Origin of the sequence: Azospirillum himalayense, from assembly GCF_042657465.1 — a bacterium.
GTDB lineage: Bacteria > Pseudomonadota > Alphaproteobacteria > Azospirillales > Azospirillaceae > Azospirillum > Azospirillum himalayense.
The window spans coordinates 308497-327345 of sequence record NZ_JBHSLC010000010.1; the positions used below are offsets into that span (position 1 = coordinate 308497).

Sequence of the window (18849 nt, forward strand, 5' to 3'; positions counted from 1 at the left end):
GGTCCGATGAACGGCGATGAGAAGGGGCGCGGAACGCCCCGCGATTACGACGCGATGCAACGGGAGATCCGCGAACGCCAAGCCCGGATCGGCGATACGATCCAGGTCCTGAAGCGCAAGACCGCGCGGCTCGCTCCCCGTCACCTGATGGAGCAGACCATGAACCGGATGCACACCACCCCCGGCGGCTACGGCGAACGCGCCCAGGACCGCTATTATGAACCGATCCGCAACCAGACCCACCAGCGGTCCCATTCGGTCGGCGAGACCATGCGCAGCAACCCGATCCCGCTCGCCATGATCGGCATCGGCCTGGGTTGGCTGGCCCTCACCGCCTCGGGTTACGACCGGCGCATCGCGCGCAGCGGGACGATGCACAATGTCCGCGACCGCGCCGGCAGCGCCGCGCAATACGCTCGCGACACCTTCTACAGCGCCGGCCACAGCGTGCGTGAGGCCGCCAGCCACGCCTACGAGCGGGCCAGCGACGCCGCGAGCCATGTCTACGACAAGGCGAGCGACGCCGTGGACGAGGCCGGCGACCGTGTCCGCGGGCTGACCGACCACGCCCGCGACCGGGCGCATGACATGCGCCGGGACGTGAGCAGCCGGGTGGACAGCCATATCGGCAATCCCGGTGGCAACCATGGCGGCGCCAGCCACTTCCGGGCGTCGGACCGCCTGCACAGTGCCACCGGGCGCTTCTGGGAGATGGTGGATGACCACCCGATGGTCGCGGGCATAATGGGCGTCGCGCTCGGCGCCGCGCTGGGCGCCAGCATCCCCTCCTCCCGCTATGAGGACCGCTGGGTCGGCGAGTACGCCGACGAGGCCACGAACCGCGCCAAGGAGATGGCCCTCGACGCCATGGACCGCGGCACCCGCGCCGCCCGCGCGGCGGTTGAAGCCGCCAAGGAAGAGGTCGGCGACGCGGTGAGCGCGGCCAGCGACGCGGCTCGGGAAGAGGCGCGCAAGCCGGGCTGATCCGGCTTCCCCCTCGGCTCCCTTCGGGTTCCACGCTGACTGCACCGGCCCCGCGGCCTCGACCGCGGGGCCGGTTTCTCGTTGTCCGACCACCCCGCATGGTCTCCCATGGGTGGAGACCGCCCGCGACAGTTCGCCGCAGCGTGCGCCGGGCGCAGGCCTGCCATCCTTATACCCGAGTGTTTTTCCCGGTTATCCCGCTCCGGTTCCGCTTGACAAAGGTCCTATGATGGCCACTTAATCAGGACCAAATTAGTCCTGTATCGGGGTGGTCATGATCCGGCTGAGCAAGCTGACCGACTACGCCATCGTCGTGATGAGCGAAATGGCGCGCCATGTGGGCACGGTTCACACCGTCTCCCATCTGGCGGAGCGCACGGGCGTGCCCTCCCCCACGGTCGCCAAGCTCATGAAGACGCTGACCCCGGCGGGCCTCACGACCTCGCACCGCGGCGCCGCGGGTGGTTATGCGCTCAGCCGCGCCGCCGATGCAATCTCTATCGCCGAGATCATCACGGCGCTCGACGGCCCGATCGCGCTCACCGCCTGCGTGGAGGGCGGTGACAGCCAGTGCGGCGTGCAGCGCCTGTGCCCGATGCGCGGCGGCTGGGAGAAGGTCAACAGCGCCATCCGCGGCGCGCTCGAACAGGTGACGCTGGCCGACATGATGGGACCGCCCGCCTGGGCGGAGGGTCCACCCGGCCCGCTCAATGGAATGGAAGCCGGTTCGACCCCGGCACGGCGCGCCGCCGTCTGACGTTTCGGCGCCTTCATCGGACAACGCTTTCAGGGAACGAGAGACAAGCATGGCCGCCACGACCGAAACCGTCGAACAGGTCCGCGCCGTCACGGAGCAGAAGTACAAGTACGGCTTCACGACGGACATCGAATCGGATGTCGCGCCCAAGGGCCTGAACGAGGACACCGTCCGCTTCATCTCCGCCAAGAAGGAGGAGCCGGAATGGCTTCTCGAATGGCGCCTGAAGGCGTTCCGTGTCTGGCAGGAGATGGAGGAGCCGCGCCACTGGGCGAAGCTGTCCTATCCGCCGATCGACTATCAGGACGCGCACTACTACGCCGCGCCCAAGATGAAGGACCGTCCGAAGTCGCTGGACGAGGTCGATCCCGAACTGCTGAAGACCTACGAGAAGCTGGGCATCCCGCTGCGCGAGCAGGAGATCCTGGCCGGCGTCGAGGGGGCCGAGGGCAAGAGCCCGGCCATCGCCGTCGACGCCGTGTTCGACAGCGTGTCGGTCGCGACCACCTTCAAGGCCAAGCTGGAGGAGATGGGCATCATCTTCTGCTCCATCTCCGAGGCCGTGCACAAGTGTCCGGAGCTGGTCCAGAAGTATCTCGGCTCGGTCGTGCCCTACACCGATAATTTCTACGCGACGCTGAACTGCGCGGTCTTCACGGACGGCAGCTTCGTCTACATCCCGAAGGGCGTCCGCTGCCCGATGGAACTGTCGACCTACTTCCGCATCAACCAGGCCAACACCGGCCAGTTCGAGCGGACGCTGATCATCGCCGACGAGGGCAGCTACGTCAGCTATCTGGAAGGCTGCACGGCGCCCCAGCGCGACGAGAACCAGCTGCACGCCGCGGTGGTCGAGCTGGTGGCGCTGGACGACGCGCAGATCAAATACTCGACGGTCCAGAACTGGTATCCGGGCAACGCCGAGGGCGTCGGCGGCATCTACAACTTCGTGACGAAGCGCGGCGCCTGCCGCGGCCGCAACTCCAAGATCTCCTGGACGCAGGTCGAGACCGGTTCGGCCATCACCTGGAAGTACCCGAGCTGCATCCTGCAGGGCGACAATTCGGTGGGCGAGTTCTATTCGGTCGCCATCACCAACAACTTCCAGCAGGCCGACACCGGCACCAAGATGATCCACATCGGCAAGAACACCCGTTCGACCATTGTGTCGAAGGGCATCTCCGCCGGACGTGCGCAGCAGACCTACCGCGGGCTGGTGAAGATCCTGCCGAAGGCCGAAGGGGCGCGCAACCACACCCAGTGCGACAGCCTGCTGATCGGCGATCAGTGCGGTGCCCACACGGTGCCCTACATCGAAAACCGCAACCGCACCGCCAGCGTCGAGCACGAGGCGACGACCGCCAAGATCAGCGAGGACCAGCTCTTCTACTGCCGCCAGCGCGGCCTGTCGGAGGAGGACGCCGTGTCGCTGATCGTCAACGGCTTCTGCAAGGAAGTGCTGAAGGAGCTGCCCATGGAGTTCGCCGTGGAAGCCCAGAAGCTCGTCGGCATCAGCCTCGAAGGCAGCGTCGGCTGACCGCCCACCGTATCGCGAAGGAAGAAGAAACGATGATCGAGATCAAGAACCTGCACGCCACGGTGGACGGCAAGGAAATCCTCAAGGGCATCGACCTGACGATCAACCCGGGCGAGGTGCACGCCATCATGGGGCCGAACGGCTCGGGCAAGAGCACGCTCAGCTACGTGCTGGCCGGCCGCGACGGCTATGAGATCACCGAGGGCTCGGTGAGCTTCTTCGGCAAGGACCTGCTGGAGATGGAGCCGGAAGAGCGCGCCGCCGCCGGCCTGTTCCTGGCCTTCCAGTACCCGGTCGAAATCCCCGGCGTCGCCAACACCACCTTCCTGAAGTCCGCCCTGAACGCCATCCGCAAGCAGCGCGGCGAGCCGGAGCTGGACGCCATGCAGTTCCTGAAGCTGGTGCGCGAGAAGACCAAGGCGCTGAACATGACCGACGAGATGCTGAAGCGCGCGGTCAACGTCGGCTTCTCCGGCGGCGAGAAGAAGCGCAACGAGACGCTTCAGATGGCCGTCCTCCAGCCGAAGTTCGCCATCCTCGACGAGACGGACAGCGGCCTGGACATCGACGCGCTGAAGATCGTGGCCGAGGGCGTGAACGCGCTCCGCTCGCCGGAGCGGTCGATGCTGGTCATCACCCACTACCAGCGCCTGCTCGACTACATCGTGCCGGACCATGTCCATGTGCTGGCCTTCGGCAAGATCCAGCGCTCCGGCGGCAAGGAGCTGGCGCTGGAGCTGGAAAAGAACGGCTACGCCGAGTTCGGCGTGAACGAGGCGGCCTGACCATGGCGACGACGACCCTCACCAAGGCACCGCGGGGCTACGAGCCGGCGGCGGCCAGGCCCTTCCTGGAGCAGCTCGACCGCGTCAAGGGCGGGCTGCCCGGCGGCGGCTTGTCCTGGCTGGACGGTCTGCGCGAACAGGGCCGCGCCCGCTTCGCGGAACTTGGTCTGCCGACCGTCAAGAACGAGTCCTGGCGCTACACCAACCTGCGCGCGCTCGACAAGCTGGCCTTCCAGCCGGCGGCCGTGACCGGCGAGGCCGTCCGCTTCGACGTGCTGCCGACCGTGCGCGCGGACGGCGCGACCGGCCCGCGGCTGGTCTTCGTCGATGGGCGCTTCCGGGCGGAGTTGTCCTCCACCGCCGGGCTGCCGGCGGGGGTCGAGCTGCTGAACCTCGCCGACGCCCTGACTCGCAAGCCCGATCTGGTGGCCGAGCATCTGGGCCGCATCGCCGCCCCCGACGATCAGACCCTGGTCGCGCTGAACACCGCCTTCCTGGCGGACGGGCCGGTGCTTCATGTGCCGCGCGGCGTCACGGTTGAGGAAACCATCGAGCTGGTCTTCGTCTCCGTCGGCTCCGAGGCGCAGCCCACCGCCTTCCACCCGCGCGGCCTGATCGTTGCGGAAGCGGACTCCCGCGCCGTGATCGTCGAGCATCACGTCGGCCTGGGTTCCTGCACCACCCTGTCGAACGGCGTGACCGAGGTTTTCGTCGGCGAGGGCGCGTCGGTCCACCATTACAAGGTCCAGCGCGAGCACACGGAGGCCTTCCACCTGTCGCACACCGCGGCGAAGGTGGCGGGCAAGGGCGTTTACGACAACTTCATCCTGACCATCGGCGCCAAGCTGTCGCGCAACGAGGTGAACAGCGTGCTGGACGGCGAGGAAGGCGACACGCATGTCAGCGGCGCCTACATGGTGCGCGGCGGCCAGCATGTCGACACCACCACCTTCATCGACCACGCCAAGCCCTGCTGCACCAGCCGCGAGGTCTACAAGGGCGTGATCGACGATCAGGCCCGCGCCGTCTTCCAGGGCAAGATCATCGTGCGTCCCAACGCGCAGAAGACCGACGGTTACCAGCAGAACCGCGCGCTCCTGCTCTCCGACACCGCGGAGATCGACGCGAAGCCGGAGCTGGAGATCTACGCCGACGACGTGAAGTGCAGCCACGGCGCCACGGTGGGTGAGTTGGACGATGACCAGCTCTTCTACCTGCGCGCCCGCGGCATCGACAAGGATACGGCGCGCGGACTGCTGATCGGCGCCTTCCTGTCCGAGGCGCTGGAGGAGATCGCCGAGGAAAGCGTCCGCGACGCCTTCCAGAGCTACGTCGCCAACTGGCAGAACGCGCGCTGAGGAGGGACCCGGAGATGGACACCCAGATCACCCTCCCCACCTTCGACCCCACCTTCGATGTGGAGCGCGTGCGCGCCGACTTCCCCATCCTGTCGCGCACCGTGCACGAGCGGAAGGGCAAGCCCGGCAAGCCGCTCGTCTATCTGGACAGCGCCGCCTCCGCGCAGAAGCCGCGGCAGGTCATCGACGCCATGACCCGCTTCCTGGAGGAGGATTATTCCAACATCCACCGGGGCGTCCATTTCCTGTCGCAGACCGCGACCGACCAGTTCGAGGAGGCCCGCCGCAAGGTCGCCCGCTTCCTGAACGCCCCGTCGGAACGCAACATCGTCTTCACCCGCAGCGCGACCGAGGCCGTCAACCTCGTCGCCCACAGCTATGGCCGGACCTTCCTGTCGGAAGGCGACGAGATCATCGTCTCGGTCATGGAGCACCACGCCAACATCGTGCCGTGGCAGCTTCTCCAGATGGACAAGGGCGTCCGCATCCGCGTCGTCCCGGTGGACGAGCACGGCGTGCTGGACCTGAACGCCTTTGAGGACCTGCTGTCCGACCGTACGAAGCTGGTGGCGATGACCCACTGCTCCAACGTGCTGGGCACGGTGACGCCGGCCAAGATCATCGCCCGCATGGCGCACGAGCGCGGCGTGCCGGTGCTGTTCGACGGCAGCCAAGCCGCCGTGCACGGCGTGGTGGACGTGCAGGACATCGACGCCGACTTCTACATCATGACCGGCCACAAGCTCTACGGCCCGACCGGGACCGGCGTGCTGTACGGCAAGTATGAGCTGCTGAAGAAGATGCCCCCCTACCAGGGCGGCGGCGACATGATCGAGAGCGTCAGCTTCGAAGGCACCACTTTCAAGGCTCCGCCGGCCCGCTTCGAGGCCGGCACCCCGGCGATCACCGAGGTGATCGGGCTGGGCGTGGCACTGGACTATATGGAGTCCCTGGGCCGCGAAGCCATCGCTGCGCACGAGCACGACCTGCTCCAGTACGCCACGCAGCAGCTCTCCCAGATCGACGGCCTGCGCGTCTACGGCACCGCGCCGGGCAAGGGTCCGATCATCTCCTTCACGCTGGAGGGCGTGCACCCGCACGATCTCGGCACCATCGTGGACCAGTACGGCGTCGCCGTGCGCGTCGGCCGCCACTGCGCGGAGCCGCTGATGGAGCGTTTCGGGGTCGGTGCCACGGCGCGGGCCAGCTTCGCCCTTTACAACACGCGGGCGGAAGCCGACGCTCTGGTTGAATCGGTGATCGCGGTGAAGGAGTTCTTCGGAGCATGATGGACGAACTGCGCGAGCTGTACCAGGAAGTGATCCTGGACCACGGCAAGAACCCCCGGAACTTCCGGCATCCTGACGATGCCAACCGGGAGGCCAAGGGCGAGAACCCCATGTGCGGCGACCGCTTCATGGTCTACCTGAAGCTGAAGGACGGGGTGGTCGAGGATGTGGCCTTCCAGGGCCGCGGCTGCGCCATCTCCACCGCCAGCGCGTCCATGATGACCGAGGTGGTCAAGGGCAAGACCGAGGCGGAGGCCAAGGCCCTGTTCGAAACCTTCCACGACCTCTGCACCAAGGACGACCACGACCACGGCGACCACGGCCCGGTGGACGAGGACGCCATGGAACGGCTGATGGTGCTGTCCGGCGTCCGTCAGTTCCCGGTGCGCGTGAAATGCGCCACCCTCGCCTGGCACGCGATGAACGCGGCCATCGAAGGCGAGGACAAGGCGAGCAGCGAGTAAGTTGCAGGAAACGGTGAAACGCGATGCCCGATGACGCGATCTCCCCCACTGACGCGATCTCCAAGGAAGCCGACGCCGCGGAGGCCAAGCCGATGAACCAGACCGAAGCGGACATGGCTGCGGCCAAGGCCGCCTACGACCCGCGCGCCGCGCTGAGCGAGGCGGTGATCTCGGCGCTGAAGAGCTGCTACGACCCGGAAATCCCCGTGGACATCTGGGAACTGGGCCTGATCTACCGCGTCGACATCGGCCCGAACAACGAGGTCGAGATCGACATGACCCTGACCAGCCCCATGTGCCCGGTGGCCGGCGAACTGCCGATGCAGGTGCAGCAGGCGGTTGCGTCCGTCGAGGACGTCACCACATGCAAGGTGGAGCTGGTTTGGGAACCGCCCTGGCACCAGGGCATGATGTCCGAGGTCGCTCGGGTCCAACTGGACATGTTTTAAGGAGGCGAAGATCCCCATGGCTACGGCTTCTACGGCTTCTCTCCCCAAGGCCCTTTCCATCACCGACGCCGCTGCGGAGCGCGTGCGGATGCTGATGGCAAAGGCGACCGACGATTACATCGGCCTGCGCATCGGCGTGAAGGCCAAGGGCTGCTCCGGCCTCAGCTATGACGTGCAGTACGCCAAGGAAAAGATGAAGTTCGACGAGGTGGTGGAGGACAAGGGCGTCACCGTCCTGATCGACCCCGCCGCCGTGATGTTCCTGATCGGCAGCGAGATGGACTACGTCGACGACAAGTTCCAGACCGGCTTCGTCTTCAAGAACCCGAACGAGAAGGGCCGCTGCGGCTGCGGCGAGAGCTTCCACGTTTGAATGCCGTCACAGCCCGCCGACCGGCAAGAGCCCCCTTCCGTCCGGATGGGGGCTTTTTTCATGGATCTTTTGATAGTGAGGGCGGCCCTGTCCAACAGCGTCCCGCGTCCCCACTCTCCATGCTAGAGTCCGTACCCGCGACGCCGACACGGCCAAAACAAGGTTAGAGAAAAGCCCCATGGACAAAGGCACGCCCAAGGCCATCCGCCTGCAGGACTACCGCCCGCCAGCGCATCTGATCGACACGGTCGATCTGTTCTTCGATCTTGGCGAGGAGGTGACCACGGTCCGCGCGCAGCTCGGGCTGCGGCGCAACCCGGCGCGCGACGATGCGGCGGCGCTGCCGCTGACGCTGGACGGGCAGCGGCTGGAACTGGTGTCCGTGACGCTGAACGGGCAGCCGCTGGCCGATGCCGAATACACCGTCACGCCCGACCATCTGACCGTCCACAGCGTGCCGGAGAACTTCACGCTGGAGACCGTCGTCCGCATCAAGCCGCAGGAGAACACCGCGCTGGAGGGGCTCTACAAGTCTTCCGGTAACTTCTGCACCCAGTGCGAGGCGGAGGGCTTCCGCAAGATCACCTATTTCGCCGACCGGCCCGACGTGATGGCCCGCTACACCACCACGATCACCGCGGACAAGGCGCGCTATCCGGTGCTGCTGTCCAACGGCAATCTCATCGAATCCGGCGACCTGCCCGACGGGCGCCACCGCGCGGTGTGGGAGGACCCCTTCCCCAAGCCCTGCTACCTGTTCGCGCTGGTCGCCGGCACCCTGGTGCACCAGGAGGACCGCTTCCGCACCGCGTCCGGCCGCGACGTGACCCTGCGCATTTATGTCGAGCCGGGGAACGAGGACAAGGTCGACCACGCCATGCGCTCGCTCATCAAGTCGATGCGCTGGGACGAGGAGGTGTTCGGTCTGGAATACGACCTCGACATCTTCAACATCGTCGCGGTCGGCGACTTCAACATGGGGGCGATGGAGAACAAGTCCCTGAACGTCTTCAACACCAAATACATCCTGGCGAAGCCGGAGACCGCCACCGACCAGGACTTCCTGGGCATCGAGGCGGTGGTGGCGCACGAGTATTTCCACAACTGGACCGGCAACCGCGTCACCTGCCGCGATTGGTTCCAGCTGTCGTTGAAGGAAGGGTTGACCGTCTTCCGCGACCAGGAGTTCTCCAGCGACATGAACTCGCGGGCGGTCAAGCGCATCGCCGACGTGCAGCGCCTGCGCACCGTGCAGTTCCCCGAGGATTCCGGCGCCATGGCGCATCCCGTGCGCCCGGACAGCTATGTGGAGATCAACAACTTCTACACCCCCACCGTCTACGACAAGGGGTCGGAAGTCATCCGCATGTACCACACGCTGCTGGGGCCGCAGGGCTTCCGCAAGGGCATGGACCTGTATTTCCAGCGCCACGACGGGCAGGCGGTCACCTGCGACGACTTCGCCGCGGCGATGTCCGACGCCACCGGCGTGGACCTGACCCAGTTCAAGCGCTGGTACCGACAGGCCGGCACGCCGGAACTGGACGTCACCGGCGCCTATGACGACGCGGCCAAGACCTACCGGCTGACGGTCCGGCAGACCGTGCCGCCCACCCCCGGCCAGCCGGTGAAGGAGCCGATGCACATCCCGCTGGTCATGGGGCTGCTCGGTCCGGACGGAGCCGACCTGCCGCTGCGCCTCGCCGGCGAGACCGAGGCCACCGGCACCAGCCGCATCCTGCACATCACCGAGGCCGAGCAGACCTTCACGTTCGTCGACGTGCCGGCCCGCCCGGTGCCATCGCTGCTGCGCGGCTTCTCCGCCCCGGTGAAGCTGCGGGCCGACCTGACGGACGGCGACCTGACCTTCCTGATGGCCAACGACAGCGACGCCTTCAACCGCTGGGAGGCCGGGCAGACGCTGGCCACCCGGCTGCTGCTCTCCCTGGTCGCCGATCGGCAGGCCGGACGGGAATTGGCGCTGCCCCAGAGCTTCATCGATGCGGTGGGTGCCGTTCTGAACGACGCCGACCAGGACCCGGCCTTCGCCGCGCAGGCTCTGGCGCTGCCGACGGAGAGCTACCTCGGCACGCAGATGGAGGTGATCGACCCCGACGCCATCCACGTGGTGCGCGAGTTCGCCCGCCGCCGCTTGGCCGAGGCGCTGCGGCCGGGTTGGTTCGACACGCACCGCCGCAACGCGGGCAACGAGCCCTTCTCGGTCGACGCCGCGGCCATCGGGCGGCGGGCGTTGAAAAATCTCTGCCTCGCCTATCTCATGGCGCTGGAGGACGAAGAGGCGCTCGGCCTCTGCCTTGGCCAGTATCGCGGCTCCCAGGCGATGACCGACGTGATGGCGGCGCTGCAGTTCCTCAGCAATTCCAGCGCGCCGGAGCGGGAAGAGGCCATCGCCGGCTTCTATGAGCGCTGGAAGGGCGAGGCGCTGGTGGTGGACAAGTGGTTCGCCGTACAGGCGACCTCGCACCGGCCCGACGCTCTGGAGCGGGTGACGGAACTGCTCGCCCACCCCGCCTTCGAGATCCGCAACCCGAACAAGGTCTACGCGCTGATCGGCGGTTTCGCGGGGGGCAATCCGGTGCGCTTCCACGACACCAGCGGGGCGGGCTATCGCTTCCTGGCCGATCAGGTTCTTCGGCTCGACCCGATGAACCCGCAGGTGGCGGCCCGTATGGTCGGTCCCTTCTCGCGTCTGCGCCGCTACGACGCGCCGCGCCGCGCGCTGATGAAGGCCGAGTTGGAGCGCATCGTCGCCACGCCGGGCCTGTCGCCGGACGTCTTCGAGGTGGCGAGCAAGAGCCTGGAGGCGGCCGGCTGACCGGAAGAGGCTGATGCAAAAGGAAAGGGCCGGAGGGTTTCCCCTCCGGCCCTTCTCCACCCCCGCGCCGAAACGCGGGCGTCTTTACTTCTGCTCGCCCAGGAAGGCGATCAGATCGTCCACCTTGCCGGCGTCCTTGATGCCCGCGAAGGCCATCGTGCCGCCCGGAACGACTTCCTTCGGGGCGGTGATGTAGGCCTTCAGGTTGTCCGGGGTCCAGACCAGACCACCGGCGGCCTTCTCCTGCATCGGCTTGGAGTACTTGAAGCCGTCGATCGAGGCGGCCGGGCGGCCAACGACGCCGAACAGCGACGGGCCGACCTTGTTCTTGCCCTGCTCGGCGGTGTGGCAGGCCATGCACTGCTTGAAGACGTCCTTACCGGCGGCGGCATCAGCGGCCTGCGCGGCGCCCGCGCCCATGGCAATGCCGGCGATCAGGGCGGCGCCCAGGATATGCTTGTTCATTGGTCAGATTCCCCCTTCCGGATGAGGCCGGCGTTCTGGTGCCGGCAGGTTCGGGCGCAGCATACACATTCTGTGGTTAAGGCCAACCCCCCAACGTGTCGCTCCCACACCACAAACACCAAATACGGGTTATTTCATCCAGGCGAGAAGAAGAACAAGAACCGCCACGACGGCCAGCGCCGCCCAGGGCACATAGAAGCCGCCCCGCCCTCGTGCGGCGGGCAGCGGAATGGGGATTTCCGGCGCGGGCGCCGCAATGGCCGGCGTCACCACCTGCGGAACCTCGGCATTCCGCGCCAGGGGTTCCGCAACCGCCTCCGAGTCCGGTTCGAACGCCGGATCCGCCGGCGGCCCGCCGACCACCGCCGTGAAGCGGTTGAAGAAATCGTCCGCCATCTTGCGCGCCGTGGCGTCCACCAAGCGCGAACCGATCTGAGCCAGCTTGCCGCCGACCGTGGCGTGGGCGGTGTAGGACAGGACCGTGGCCGTCTCGCCGTCCGGTGCCAGCGAGACCTTGGCGCCGCCCTTGCCGAAGCCGGCGGCCCCGCCGGAGCCTTCTCCGGTGATGGTGTAACCGTTGGGCGGGTCGAGGTCCGACAAGGTCACCTTGCCGGAGAATTTGGCGCTGACCGGCCCCACCTTGGCGACCACCTTCGCGGTGAATTCCGTGTCGGAGGTCTTCTGCACCTCCTCGCAGCCGGGAATGCACTGGCGCAGGATGTCCGGGTCGTTCAGCGCCTCCCACACCTTGTCCCGCGAGGCGGTGATGCGCTGGCTGCCGCTCATGTCCATGACGTGGTCCTCCCCTGCCTTTTTTCACAGCCAAGCCCTAGCCGGACGATACGGCAAGGCCGCGACCGGCGACAGTCCCCCTTTCAGCCAGGAAGGACCCAGCTCAGCGCGGGACGGGCGGCACGCAGTTTTGGACGATCGGCGTGCAGGCGGAGAGCGAGGCGTTGCCCGGATAGGACACCTGCTCCACGACCCCACCCGGCCCCAGGACGAAGGTCGCCTCGCACAGGCCGGGCGACGAGGAACCGAACGGCAGCCCGAATCCCAGCCCGACGCCCACGCCGCTGGATCCGCTCCCTCCGAAGCCGCCAACGCCGATGCTGCTGCCGCCAAGCGGGCTGACCGCCACGCCGGGGTCGGACACGTAGGTGTAATATTCCCGCCCGCCGGCCTGGGCCTGACGCGCCGGAACCCCGGCGCAGGCGAGCAGCCGGTCCTTCGGCATGCCGACCAGTTCGGTCTGGGCGCGCCGGGCGATCTGCGGGTCCGGCCCCGTGGCGCAAGATGCCAGGAATGCCCCGGCCACCCCAAGAAGCGCCGCCGTCCCGACCTGCCGAAGCGTCATGACCCTCATCCTCCCACGCAGCATCGCACGATTGGCACAACCCCGCCCACCGCTTGCGGTTCCCGGAGAAAGCCGGCTACCTAAACCGGAGCGTGCTCCCCGCCGGTCCCGTTCGGGGTCGTTCCTCAAGGGACGGCAAGTCGGTTTCGGATGTGAGGGCGCTTTGACGGTTGAAGGAGCGGAGGATCGTGGTATGACTGACAAGGGTATGGTTTCGACTGGCGACGGTTTTGCGATGACCACGATCTACCTTGCGCTTGGCAGCAATCTGGGGGATCGCGCCGCCAATCTGGCGGCCGCGCAGCAACGGCTTGCTCCGCAGGTCCGCATCATGCTGACGTCGCCCGTTTACGAAACCGCCCCGATGTATGTGACCGACCAGCCGGCTTTCCTGAACATGGTGCTGCGCGCTCAGACAGCGCTTGGCCCGTGGGAGCTTCTGCGCCACATCAAGAGCGTCGAGGCGGAGATGGGCCGCGACCTGGAAGGCGGCCTTCGCTTCGGGCCACGCCCCATCGACATCGACATCCTGTTCTATGGGGAACTGGTGATGTACGCGCCGGAGTTGGAGATTCCCCATCCCCGCATCGCGGAGCGCGCCTTCGTCCTGGCTCCGCTGGCCGATATCGCCGGCGGTTTGCAGCACCCGGCCATTGCGCGCAGCGTCGACGATCTATTGGCCGCCGTGCCGGGCCGGGACACGGTGGTCCGCACCGGCACGGAGCATCCTGTGGCGGTGTGACACCGTCGATGGTCCCAGCGGTCTGACCTTGCCGAATGGACGGGCGCCTGCGCTATAGTGGGTGCGGCGCAGCGACGAGGCGGCCGCCCCCGGCGGGGCATGGACCAGGGCCGCCACCCGCCAGGAGATGTTTTTTTGGCCAATGAACCCGTTTCCCGACCCTGCGGCGCCGATGCTTCCGGCGCGGCAGCGACTTACACCATCCTGCTGCGTGACTTCACCGCCACCGTGTCGCTCGCCGGGCGCCCCGGACGCCCCACCGTCCGCATCAGCCTGGAGTTGAAGGTCAGCCACCCCGGTCTGAGTTTCCCCGACGACATCACCGCGGTCATGTCCTACGAGGACATCGTGGAGGATCTGCGCCGGCTGTGCGCGCAGGAGGCGGTGCCCGGCCCCGAGTATCTGGCCGACCGCACCGCGGATCTGTGCCTGGCGCACCCGAAGGTGCGCCATGTGCGTGTCGATGTGGAGCTTTCATCCCCGCTTGCCGACACCGCAGGGGCCGGAGTCACGATCACGCGGAACCGTGACACGGACTGCTGAGTCCGCTCGCACCCTCCATCGTGGTAACCCGATTGCCGATATAGGCATCATTGCGGTGTTCAGGCATGAACACTCAGCGCCTTTATGCCCTTGCGCCGACTGCGTTAGTTTATTTCGCGGCGCATCATTGTTGCGAAATACCGTATCTTGCGTACAATGGAAACGACGCCGCCTTTCGGCCGGCCGGAATGAACAGGGAGGGAAATATGGACCAATTGACGGCTCCGACCCTGTCGGAAATCCTGGACGAGCCCATCATCGTCGCCCTGATGAATCGGGATGGCATGACCGCCGAGACGCTGCGGCAGCTTCTCGAACAGGTTGGGCGCAACTTGCGCGACCGCGAAGAACGGCTGGCCGCCTGAGCGCACGGAATCGTGCGGCGGGTCCGTAACCAGCGGACTGCCACGGAAACCAGCCGGCATTCAGCGGACGGATACGACGCGGAAGGGGCGCTGCACTCCGTCATGCTCGGTGATGGAACTCCGTCATGCTCGGTGATGGAGATGTATTCCCCCTCCACGAGCGTGTGACGGTCAAAGCGGAAAATCGGTTCGTCGTCGTCGCTGTCGTCGGCGTCGTAATCGAACAGCCAACCCTTGCCCCGATGCACCAGATTGCCGGTCTGCTCGTCTTCTCCGCGCCAGAAGCGGCGGACCGTGCAAGCGGCCTTCCGGTCGCGCCATTCCTCAAGATCGAGGTGGCCGTCCCCGGTCAGCGGAGCGGTGAATTCATAGCCGTGCTCCGCGCTGCCTTCCGGATGGTCGGCGGTGCGGGCCAGTTCGAGGCGGATCGTCTTCAAGGGCACGGGCGTCGTCCTTTGTGCTGGCGGCGGAACAAGACAGCGCGTCGCGGTGGCTCGACGGTTGGGGGAGCACGCCAAGCGCACTCCCCGCCGTCCCCCCGACGCGAACCCGCCAACGCCAACCGAACGGAGGGCCGGTTGTTCCGCGCCTCCCCCTCCCCGACGCACCGTCACGGTGCGGATGGGGCGTTTTCTTCCCGTCGACCTTCTGCTCCGCGGGCTCTTTCTACAGGACCGGCTGCCTACAGGACCGGGTGCCTACAGGGCCGGGTGCTGGTGCATGAAGCCGTCCAGGACCGCCGTCAACTGACGGGCATGGACGGCCTGACCATGGCTGCGGGCCCGGTCGATGTCGTCGCGGATGATGCGGGCGATCCGGCGGATTCCTTCGGCGTCATGGGCGAGGCAGCAGCCCAGTTCCACCGCCAGAATTTCCGGCAGATGCTCATGCTCCGCGATGGCGTCGATTTCCGCTTCGGTCAGATCGCTGAGCGCGATGCAATCGTCGATCGTCAACATGGCGCGTTCCCTTCCCGATTGCCGGACCTTGCCCGGACCGGAGTCCGGGTGGCCCTTGTGGTCGAAAACCATCGGCGTGGAGGGCGCCCGTCGTGGCGGCGCCGCGCGTCGGATCGGAGAAGCCCGGCCTTTAACAGAGAGGCCCTATGATCAATGGGCCATCAGCACGGGCAGGCCGGCGTGATTCAGCACATAGCGGGTCACGCCACCCAGGATCATTTCCCGCATCCGGCTGTGTCCGTAGCCCCCCATCACGAGGAGGTCGGACCCAAGCTCCGTCGCCTTGTTGATGATGGCTTGGCCGACGGGTTCCGATCCCGGTTTCAATATGGTTACCTGAACGTTAACGCCGTGCCAAGCGAGATATTGGGCGATGCGACGCCCTGCCGCAGCCTGGGTGTTGGACGTTTCGGCGGTCAGCACATGGACGGTGTCGGCACCGGTCAGGAAGGGCATCGCCCCGGTCAGGGCACGCACCGATTCGGGACTGCCGTTCCAGGCGAGCGCCACCGTGCGCCCAATCTCGTCCGGCAGCGTGGCGGGCGCCAGCAGCAGTGGACGGGCCGCCCCCAGCAGGGCGCTTTCCACCGTCGCGTAGGCCTGGGTGTTGCTGTCCAGCGTTGTGTGGGCGAAGACCAGCAGGTCGGCCAGCCGCCCCTCGCGCGGCACCACCTCCTCGACGCGACCGGTTTCCTCCCGCCAATGGGCGGTCGGCGCCTCGACGCCGGTGGGCATGCCGCGCAGTTCGATGTCCGCGGCGCGGATCACATCGTCGAAGGTCCGGCGGGCGGTGTGGAGGTGGGTTTTCGACTCCCCTTCGGCGGCGCGCATGATCTCCTCGACCATCGCGCCGGACATGCCCTCGCCCAGCATGGGCACGGCGTCGCGCGGGTCCAGCGACACGAACAGGGCGTCGACATGGGCCTCGAATTCGCGCGCGATCTTCAGCGCGGCGTTCAAAGCCACCGTGTCGCCGTCGAGTCCGGCCAGCGGCACAAGGATCGTCTTGATTGACATGATCTCCCCCCGGGCCGTTTCCGCCGGCCCATCTTCTGGACGGTGCCTGTCGGAACGGCGGCTGGATGCACCGTTTCCAGCGCCGCGCCGCCCGTAGTCTAGACCATGGGGAACCGGCGGCGCCCGTTCCACCTGGAATTACACCAGTCGCTCCAGCACGGCCGCAAGCGTTTCCCCCGCATCCCTGCCAGCATTCGTACGCAGCCACTCAAGCGGGCCCAGATCATAGACGTCCTGCCGCTCGGCCACCTCGGCCGTCGCATCGGAGGCGTCGCCCCGGCGGGCGGCGATGCGGGCGATCCGCGTGTCCAAGGGCGTGTCGAGCCAGATCCCGTCGAATCGCACGCCGGCCTCCGCCGCGAGACGGGCTACGGCGGCCCGTTCATCCGGGCGGGCATGGACGGCGTCCAACACCACCGCGTGCCCGGCCGTCAGCACGATCCCCGCGCGCTCCAGAAGCCCGGCATAGACCCGTTCGGTCATCGCCGGCGTGTAGGCCTCCGCGGGAAGTCGCTCCGTCTCCGCAACCCCGCCGAGGCGCTTGCGCAGCGCGTCGGAGCGCAGGACGACGGCCCCCGGCGACGCACCCAGCGACGGAGCCAGGGCGCGGGCCAGCCGGGTCTTGCCGCTGCCGGACAGGCCGCCGATGGCGACCAGCCGCGGCGGCGGCGGTTCCAACATCGCAAGGGCATGGTCCAGATAGGCGGTCGCCTCCCGTTCCGACGTCCGCGCCGCGTTCTCGTCGGGGCGGAGTGCCGCCGTGCTCGCCGCGACCTTGGCGCGGATGGCCGCCCGCGCCGACAGGAACAGGGGCAGCAGCGCCAAGGCGCCATAATCCTCCGTCACGTCCAGGCCGCGGTTGAGGACGGCGTTGCCGAACGGGCGAAGCCCCCGCCGCTCCAGATCCATCAGCAGAAAAGCGAGATCATAGGCGACGTCGATGACCGCCAACCGCTCGTCGAACTCGATGCCGTCGAACAGGACGGGCCTGCCGTCCAGATTAACGATGTTCCGAAGATGCAGGTCGCCATGGCAATGCCGGACGAAACCGCCGCGCCGCCGCTCCTCCAGCAGCGGGGCCATCCGCTCCAGCGCTGCCGACGACGCCCCGGCCAGCCGCTCCACGCGTTCCGGCGGGAACAGCGAGGGGTTGGCACGCATTTCGGCGATGTTCCCCTCCACCACCTCCCGCATCGCCATGGCCCCGCCGCCGTCCGGGCGCGGCGCGGCGGCCTGATGGAAGGCGGTGACGGCGTCGGCCAGGTCGCGAACCAGCGCCTCGTCGAGACCGCCCCGCTCCGCCACGCGGTCGAGCAGGGCGTCCTGGGGAAAGCGGCGCATCACGACCAGCCAGTCCAGCGCCGCTCCACCCGCCGCGTCCTCCCCACCGAAGGCGAGAGTTCCGTCCGCCCGCCGCACCACCGAGTCCAGCCCGAGATAAAGGGACGGCGCCGTCCGCCGGTTCAGGCGCAGTTCCTCCACGCAGGCCGCGTGCCGCCGCTCGACCGTCGAGTAATCCAGATAGGGATAGCGGACCGCGCGCTTCAGCTTGTAAGCCCGTTCACCGGCCAGAAAGACGACGGCGGCGTGGGTTTCGACACGCTCCACCGCCGCCCCGCCATGGCTCGCCGGGTCGGCGAGGAAGGCGGCCACCATCGGCGTCGCCCCCGGCGCCGGGTCCTGCTTCGGATCGGGTGCGACGTGCTGCATGACGGCAGTCTAGCACGCTCCCCCGCCCCCCGATGAGCCCTGCCAACCGCCTAGGCCGTCACAAACAGGGCAACCCTCCCACCATTGACGCGGAGGTCGGCGCGCACGACATCAGGGAGTAGCCCCGTTACGCGCTTGCGCGGGGATGCGGTGCAACGCGTAATGCCACAACCGCGCCGGGATCGGACGCGGTAGGCTGGAGCAGCCGGAGTAGGACGGTCAACGATCGATCGGGAGCAGGCCGCCGTGCGTCATGGGACCTCGTGCCTCTGTCTGGTGGTTGCCGTGGCGGGCCTCGCGCTCTCCAACCCCGCGGTCGCGCAGACCCTGTCCATGCCCGAAGACCGGATCGGCAACTGGAAGATCGGCGGCCTCGCCTACAGCGTCGGGGAAACACCGGACACCAAGGTGTCCGACCTGCACAACAAGATCCGCATCGGCTCCTCCCTGCTGCCCAAGCTCGACGGCTACGCGGAGGTGCGCCCCTGGGTGTCGCTCGGCCCCAGCGCGCCGGACGGCAGCCTGTACGGCATGGGCGGCATCCTGATCGACGTGCCGCTCGGAGGCTCCTCCTTCGTCTTCACACCCAGCGTGGGCGCCGGAACCCTGCCGGTCACCCCGCGCGATCCGGCGGCGACGGGAAGCGTGGTCGAGTTCCGCTCCCAGCTCGAACTCGGTTACCAGTTCGAGAACAAGGCCCGTTTCAGCCTCGGCTACAGCCGCATCGACACCAGCGGTCCAGTCGCGGACGCCGCCGCACCGGCCAACAACGTCTTCGGATTCTATTACCGCATGCCGTTCGGAGCCTTCACCGGACGCTGAGATTTCGCCGGTTATTTTGCGATGCAGCATGACCATC

At 67.4% G+C, this 18849-nt stretch carries 20 protein-coding genes; 13 read left to right on the forward strand and 7 right to left on the reverse strand.

Annotated elements, in window-relative coordinates; all coding sequences use genetic code 11:
* Nucleotides 1-6: 6 nt before the first annotated feature.
* The 10 genes from ACFPMG_RS08660 to pepN all read left to right on the forward strand — a co-directional run bounded on the left by ACFPMG_RS08660 (nucleotide 7) and on the right by pepN (nucleotide 10832).
* Nucleotides 7-984 carry a hypothetical protein gene (locus tag ACFPMG_RS08660; protein ID WP_376994764.1) on the forward strand — a complete coding sequence of 326 codons (978 nt, stop codon included), beginning with the start codon at nucleotides 7-9 and terminating at the stop codon, nucleotides 982-984.
* Nucleotides 985-1258: 274 nt separating this feature from the next.
* The gene (locus ACFPMG_RS08665; protein WP_376994765.1) at nucleotides 1259-1741 is read left to right on the forward strand and encodes an SUF system Fe-S cluster assembly regulator; all 483 of its coding nucleotides are present in this window, start codon (nucleotides 1259-1261) and stop codon (nucleotides 1739-1741) included.
* Nucleotides 1742-1790: 49 nt separating this feature from the next.
* Nucleotides 1791-3278, forward strand: a complete 1488-nt coding sequence (gene sufB / locus ACFPMG_RS08670; protein WP_376994766.1) for a Fe-S cluster assembly protein SufB — start codon at nucleotides 1791-1793, stop codon at nucleotides 3276-3278.
* 32 nt (nucleotides 3279-3310) lie between these two features.
* Nucleotides 3311-4063: a Fe-S cluster assembly ATPase SufC gene (sufC, locus tag ACFPMG_RS08675; protein ID WP_040134065.1), complete on the forward strand. Its 753-nt coding sequence runs from the start codon at nucleotides 3311-3313 to the stop codon at nucleotides 4061-4063.
* A gap of 2 nt (nucleotides 4064-4065) precedes the next feature.
* Nucleotides 4066-5421: a Fe-S cluster assembly protein SufD gene (sufD, locus tag ACFPMG_RS08680; protein ID WP_376994767.1), complete on the forward strand. Its 1356-nt coding sequence runs from the start codon at nucleotides 4066-4068 to the stop codon at nucleotides 5419-5421.
* A 14-nt stretch (nucleotides 5422-5435) separates the two neighbouring features.
* Complete coding sequence (locus ACFPMG_RS08685; RefSeq protein WP_376994768.1) at nucleotides 5436-6710, forward strand: cysteine desulfurase; 1275 nt, start codon at nucleotides 5436-5438, stop codon at nucleotides 6708-6710.
* The gene (sufU, locus tag ACFPMG_RS08690) at nucleotides 6707-7174 is read left to right on the forward strand and encodes a Fe-S cluster assembly sulfur transfer protein SufU (RefSeq protein ID WP_014197141.1); all 468 of its coding nucleotides are present in this window, start codon (nucleotides 6707-6709) and stop codon (nucleotides 7172-7174) included. The genes ACFPMG_RS08685 and sufU overlap by 4 nt, the downstream gene beginning before the upstream one ends.
* A gap of 23 nt (nucleotides 7175-7197) precedes the next feature.
* Nucleotides 7198-7623: an iron-sulfur cluster assembly protein gene (locus ACFPMG_RS08695; RefSeq protein WP_376994769.1), complete on the forward strand. Its 426-nt coding sequence runs from the start codon at nucleotides 7198-7200 to the stop codon at nucleotides 7621-7623.
* 16 nt (nucleotides 7624-7639) lie between these two features.
* Nucleotides 7640-7996, forward strand: coding sequence for a HesB/IscA family protein (locus tag ACFPMG_RS08700; RefSeq protein WP_014197143.1), 357 nt, complete (start codon nucleotides 7640-7642; stop codon nucleotides 7994-7996).
* Between the two features lie 178 nt (nucleotides 7997-8174).
* The gene (pepN, locus tag ACFPMG_RS08705) at nucleotides 8175-10832 is read left to right on the forward strand and encodes an aminopeptidase N (RefSeq protein ID WP_376994770.1); all 2658 of its coding nucleotides are present in this window, start codon (nucleotides 8175-8177) and stop codon (nucleotides 10830-10832) included.
* A gap of 84 nt (nucleotides 10833-10916) precedes the next feature.
* Here the strand turns inward: pepN and ACFPMG_RS08710 are convergent, their stop codons facing one another.
* The 3 genes from ACFPMG_RS08710 to ACFPMG_RS08720 all read right to left on the reverse strand — a co-directional run bounded on the left by ACFPMG_RS08710 (nucleotide 10917) and on the right by ACFPMG_RS08720 (nucleotide 12654).
* Nucleotides 10917-11297, reverse strand: coding sequence for a c-type cytochrome (locus ACFPMG_RS08710; protein ID WP_035676169.1), 381 nt, complete (start codon nucleotides 11295-11297; stop codon nucleotides 10917-10919).
* Between the two features lie 129 nt (nucleotides 11298-11426).
* Nucleotides 11427-12089 (reverse strand): SRPBCC family protein, encoded by a 663-nt coding sequence (locus tag ACFPMG_RS08715; protein ID WP_376994771.1) that lies wholly within the window; start codon nucleotides 12087-12089, stop codon nucleotides 11427-11429.
* 103 nt (nucleotides 12090-12192) lie between these two features.
* On the reverse strand, nucleotides 12193-12654 hold the full coding sequence (locus ACFPMG_RS08720) for a hypothetical protein (RefSeq protein ID WP_376994772.1): 462 nt from the start codon (nucleotides 12652-12654) through the stop codon (nucleotides 12193-12195).
* 235 nt (nucleotides 12655-12889) lie between these two features.
* On the opposite strand from ACFPMG_RS08720, the gene folK reads away from it, so the two are divergent.
* Nucleotides 12890-13396, forward strand: a complete 507-nt coding sequence (gene folK, locus ACFPMG_RS08725) for a 2-amino-4-hydroxy-6-hydroxymethyldihydropteridine diphosphokinase (protein WP_376994773.1) — start codon at nucleotides 12890-12892, stop codon at nucleotides 13394-13396.
* A 135-nt stretch (nucleotides 13397-13531) separates the two neighbouring features.
* Complete coding sequence (locus ACFPMG_RS08730) at nucleotides 13532-13939, forward strand: dihydroneopterin aldolase (protein WP_376994774.1); 408 nt, start codon at nucleotides 13532-13534, stop codon at nucleotides 13937-13939.
* Nucleotides 13940-14063: 124 nt separating this feature from the next.
* Here ACFPMG_RS08730 and ACFPMG_RS08735 read toward each other — a convergent pair whose 3' ends face one another.
* The 4 genes from ACFPMG_RS08735 to ACFPMG_RS08750 form a co-directional block, all read right to left on the reverse strand.
* Nucleotides 14064-14741: a hypothetical protein gene (locus tag ACFPMG_RS08735; protein ID WP_376994775.1), complete on the reverse strand. Its 678-nt coding sequence runs from the start codon at nucleotides 14739-14741 to the stop codon at nucleotides 14064-14066.
* 261 nt (nucleotides 14742-15002) lie between these two features.
* Nucleotides 15003-15263: a hypothetical protein gene (locus ACFPMG_RS08740; RefSeq protein ID WP_376994776.1), complete on the reverse strand. Its 261-nt coding sequence runs from the start codon at nucleotides 15261-15263 to the stop codon at nucleotides 15003-15005.
* 150 nt (nucleotides 15264-15413) lie between these two features.
* Nucleotides 15414-16280 (reverse strand): universal stress protein, encoded by an 867-nt coding sequence (locus tag ACFPMG_RS08745; protein WP_376994777.1) that lies wholly within the window; start codon nucleotides 16278-16280, stop codon nucleotides 15414-15416.
* Between the two features lie 138 nt (nucleotides 16281-16418).
* Nucleotides 16419-17990, reverse strand: a complete 1572-nt coding sequence (locus tag ACFPMG_RS08750; protein WP_376994778.1) for a bifunctional aminoglycoside phosphotransferase/ATP-binding protein — start codon at nucleotides 17988-17990, stop codon at nucleotides 16419-16421.
* Nucleotides 17991-18236: 246 nt separating this feature from the next.
* Here ACFPMG_RS08750 and ACFPMG_RS08755 point away from each other — a divergent pair, with 246 nt between their 5' ends.
* Nucleotides 18237-18812 (forward strand): acyloxyacyl hydrolase, encoded by a 576-nt coding sequence (locus ACFPMG_RS08755; RefSeq protein ID WP_376994779.1) that lies wholly within the window; start codon nucleotides 18237-18239, stop codon nucleotides 18810-18812.
* The last annotated feature ends 37 nt before the right edge of the window (nucleotides 18813-18849 follow it).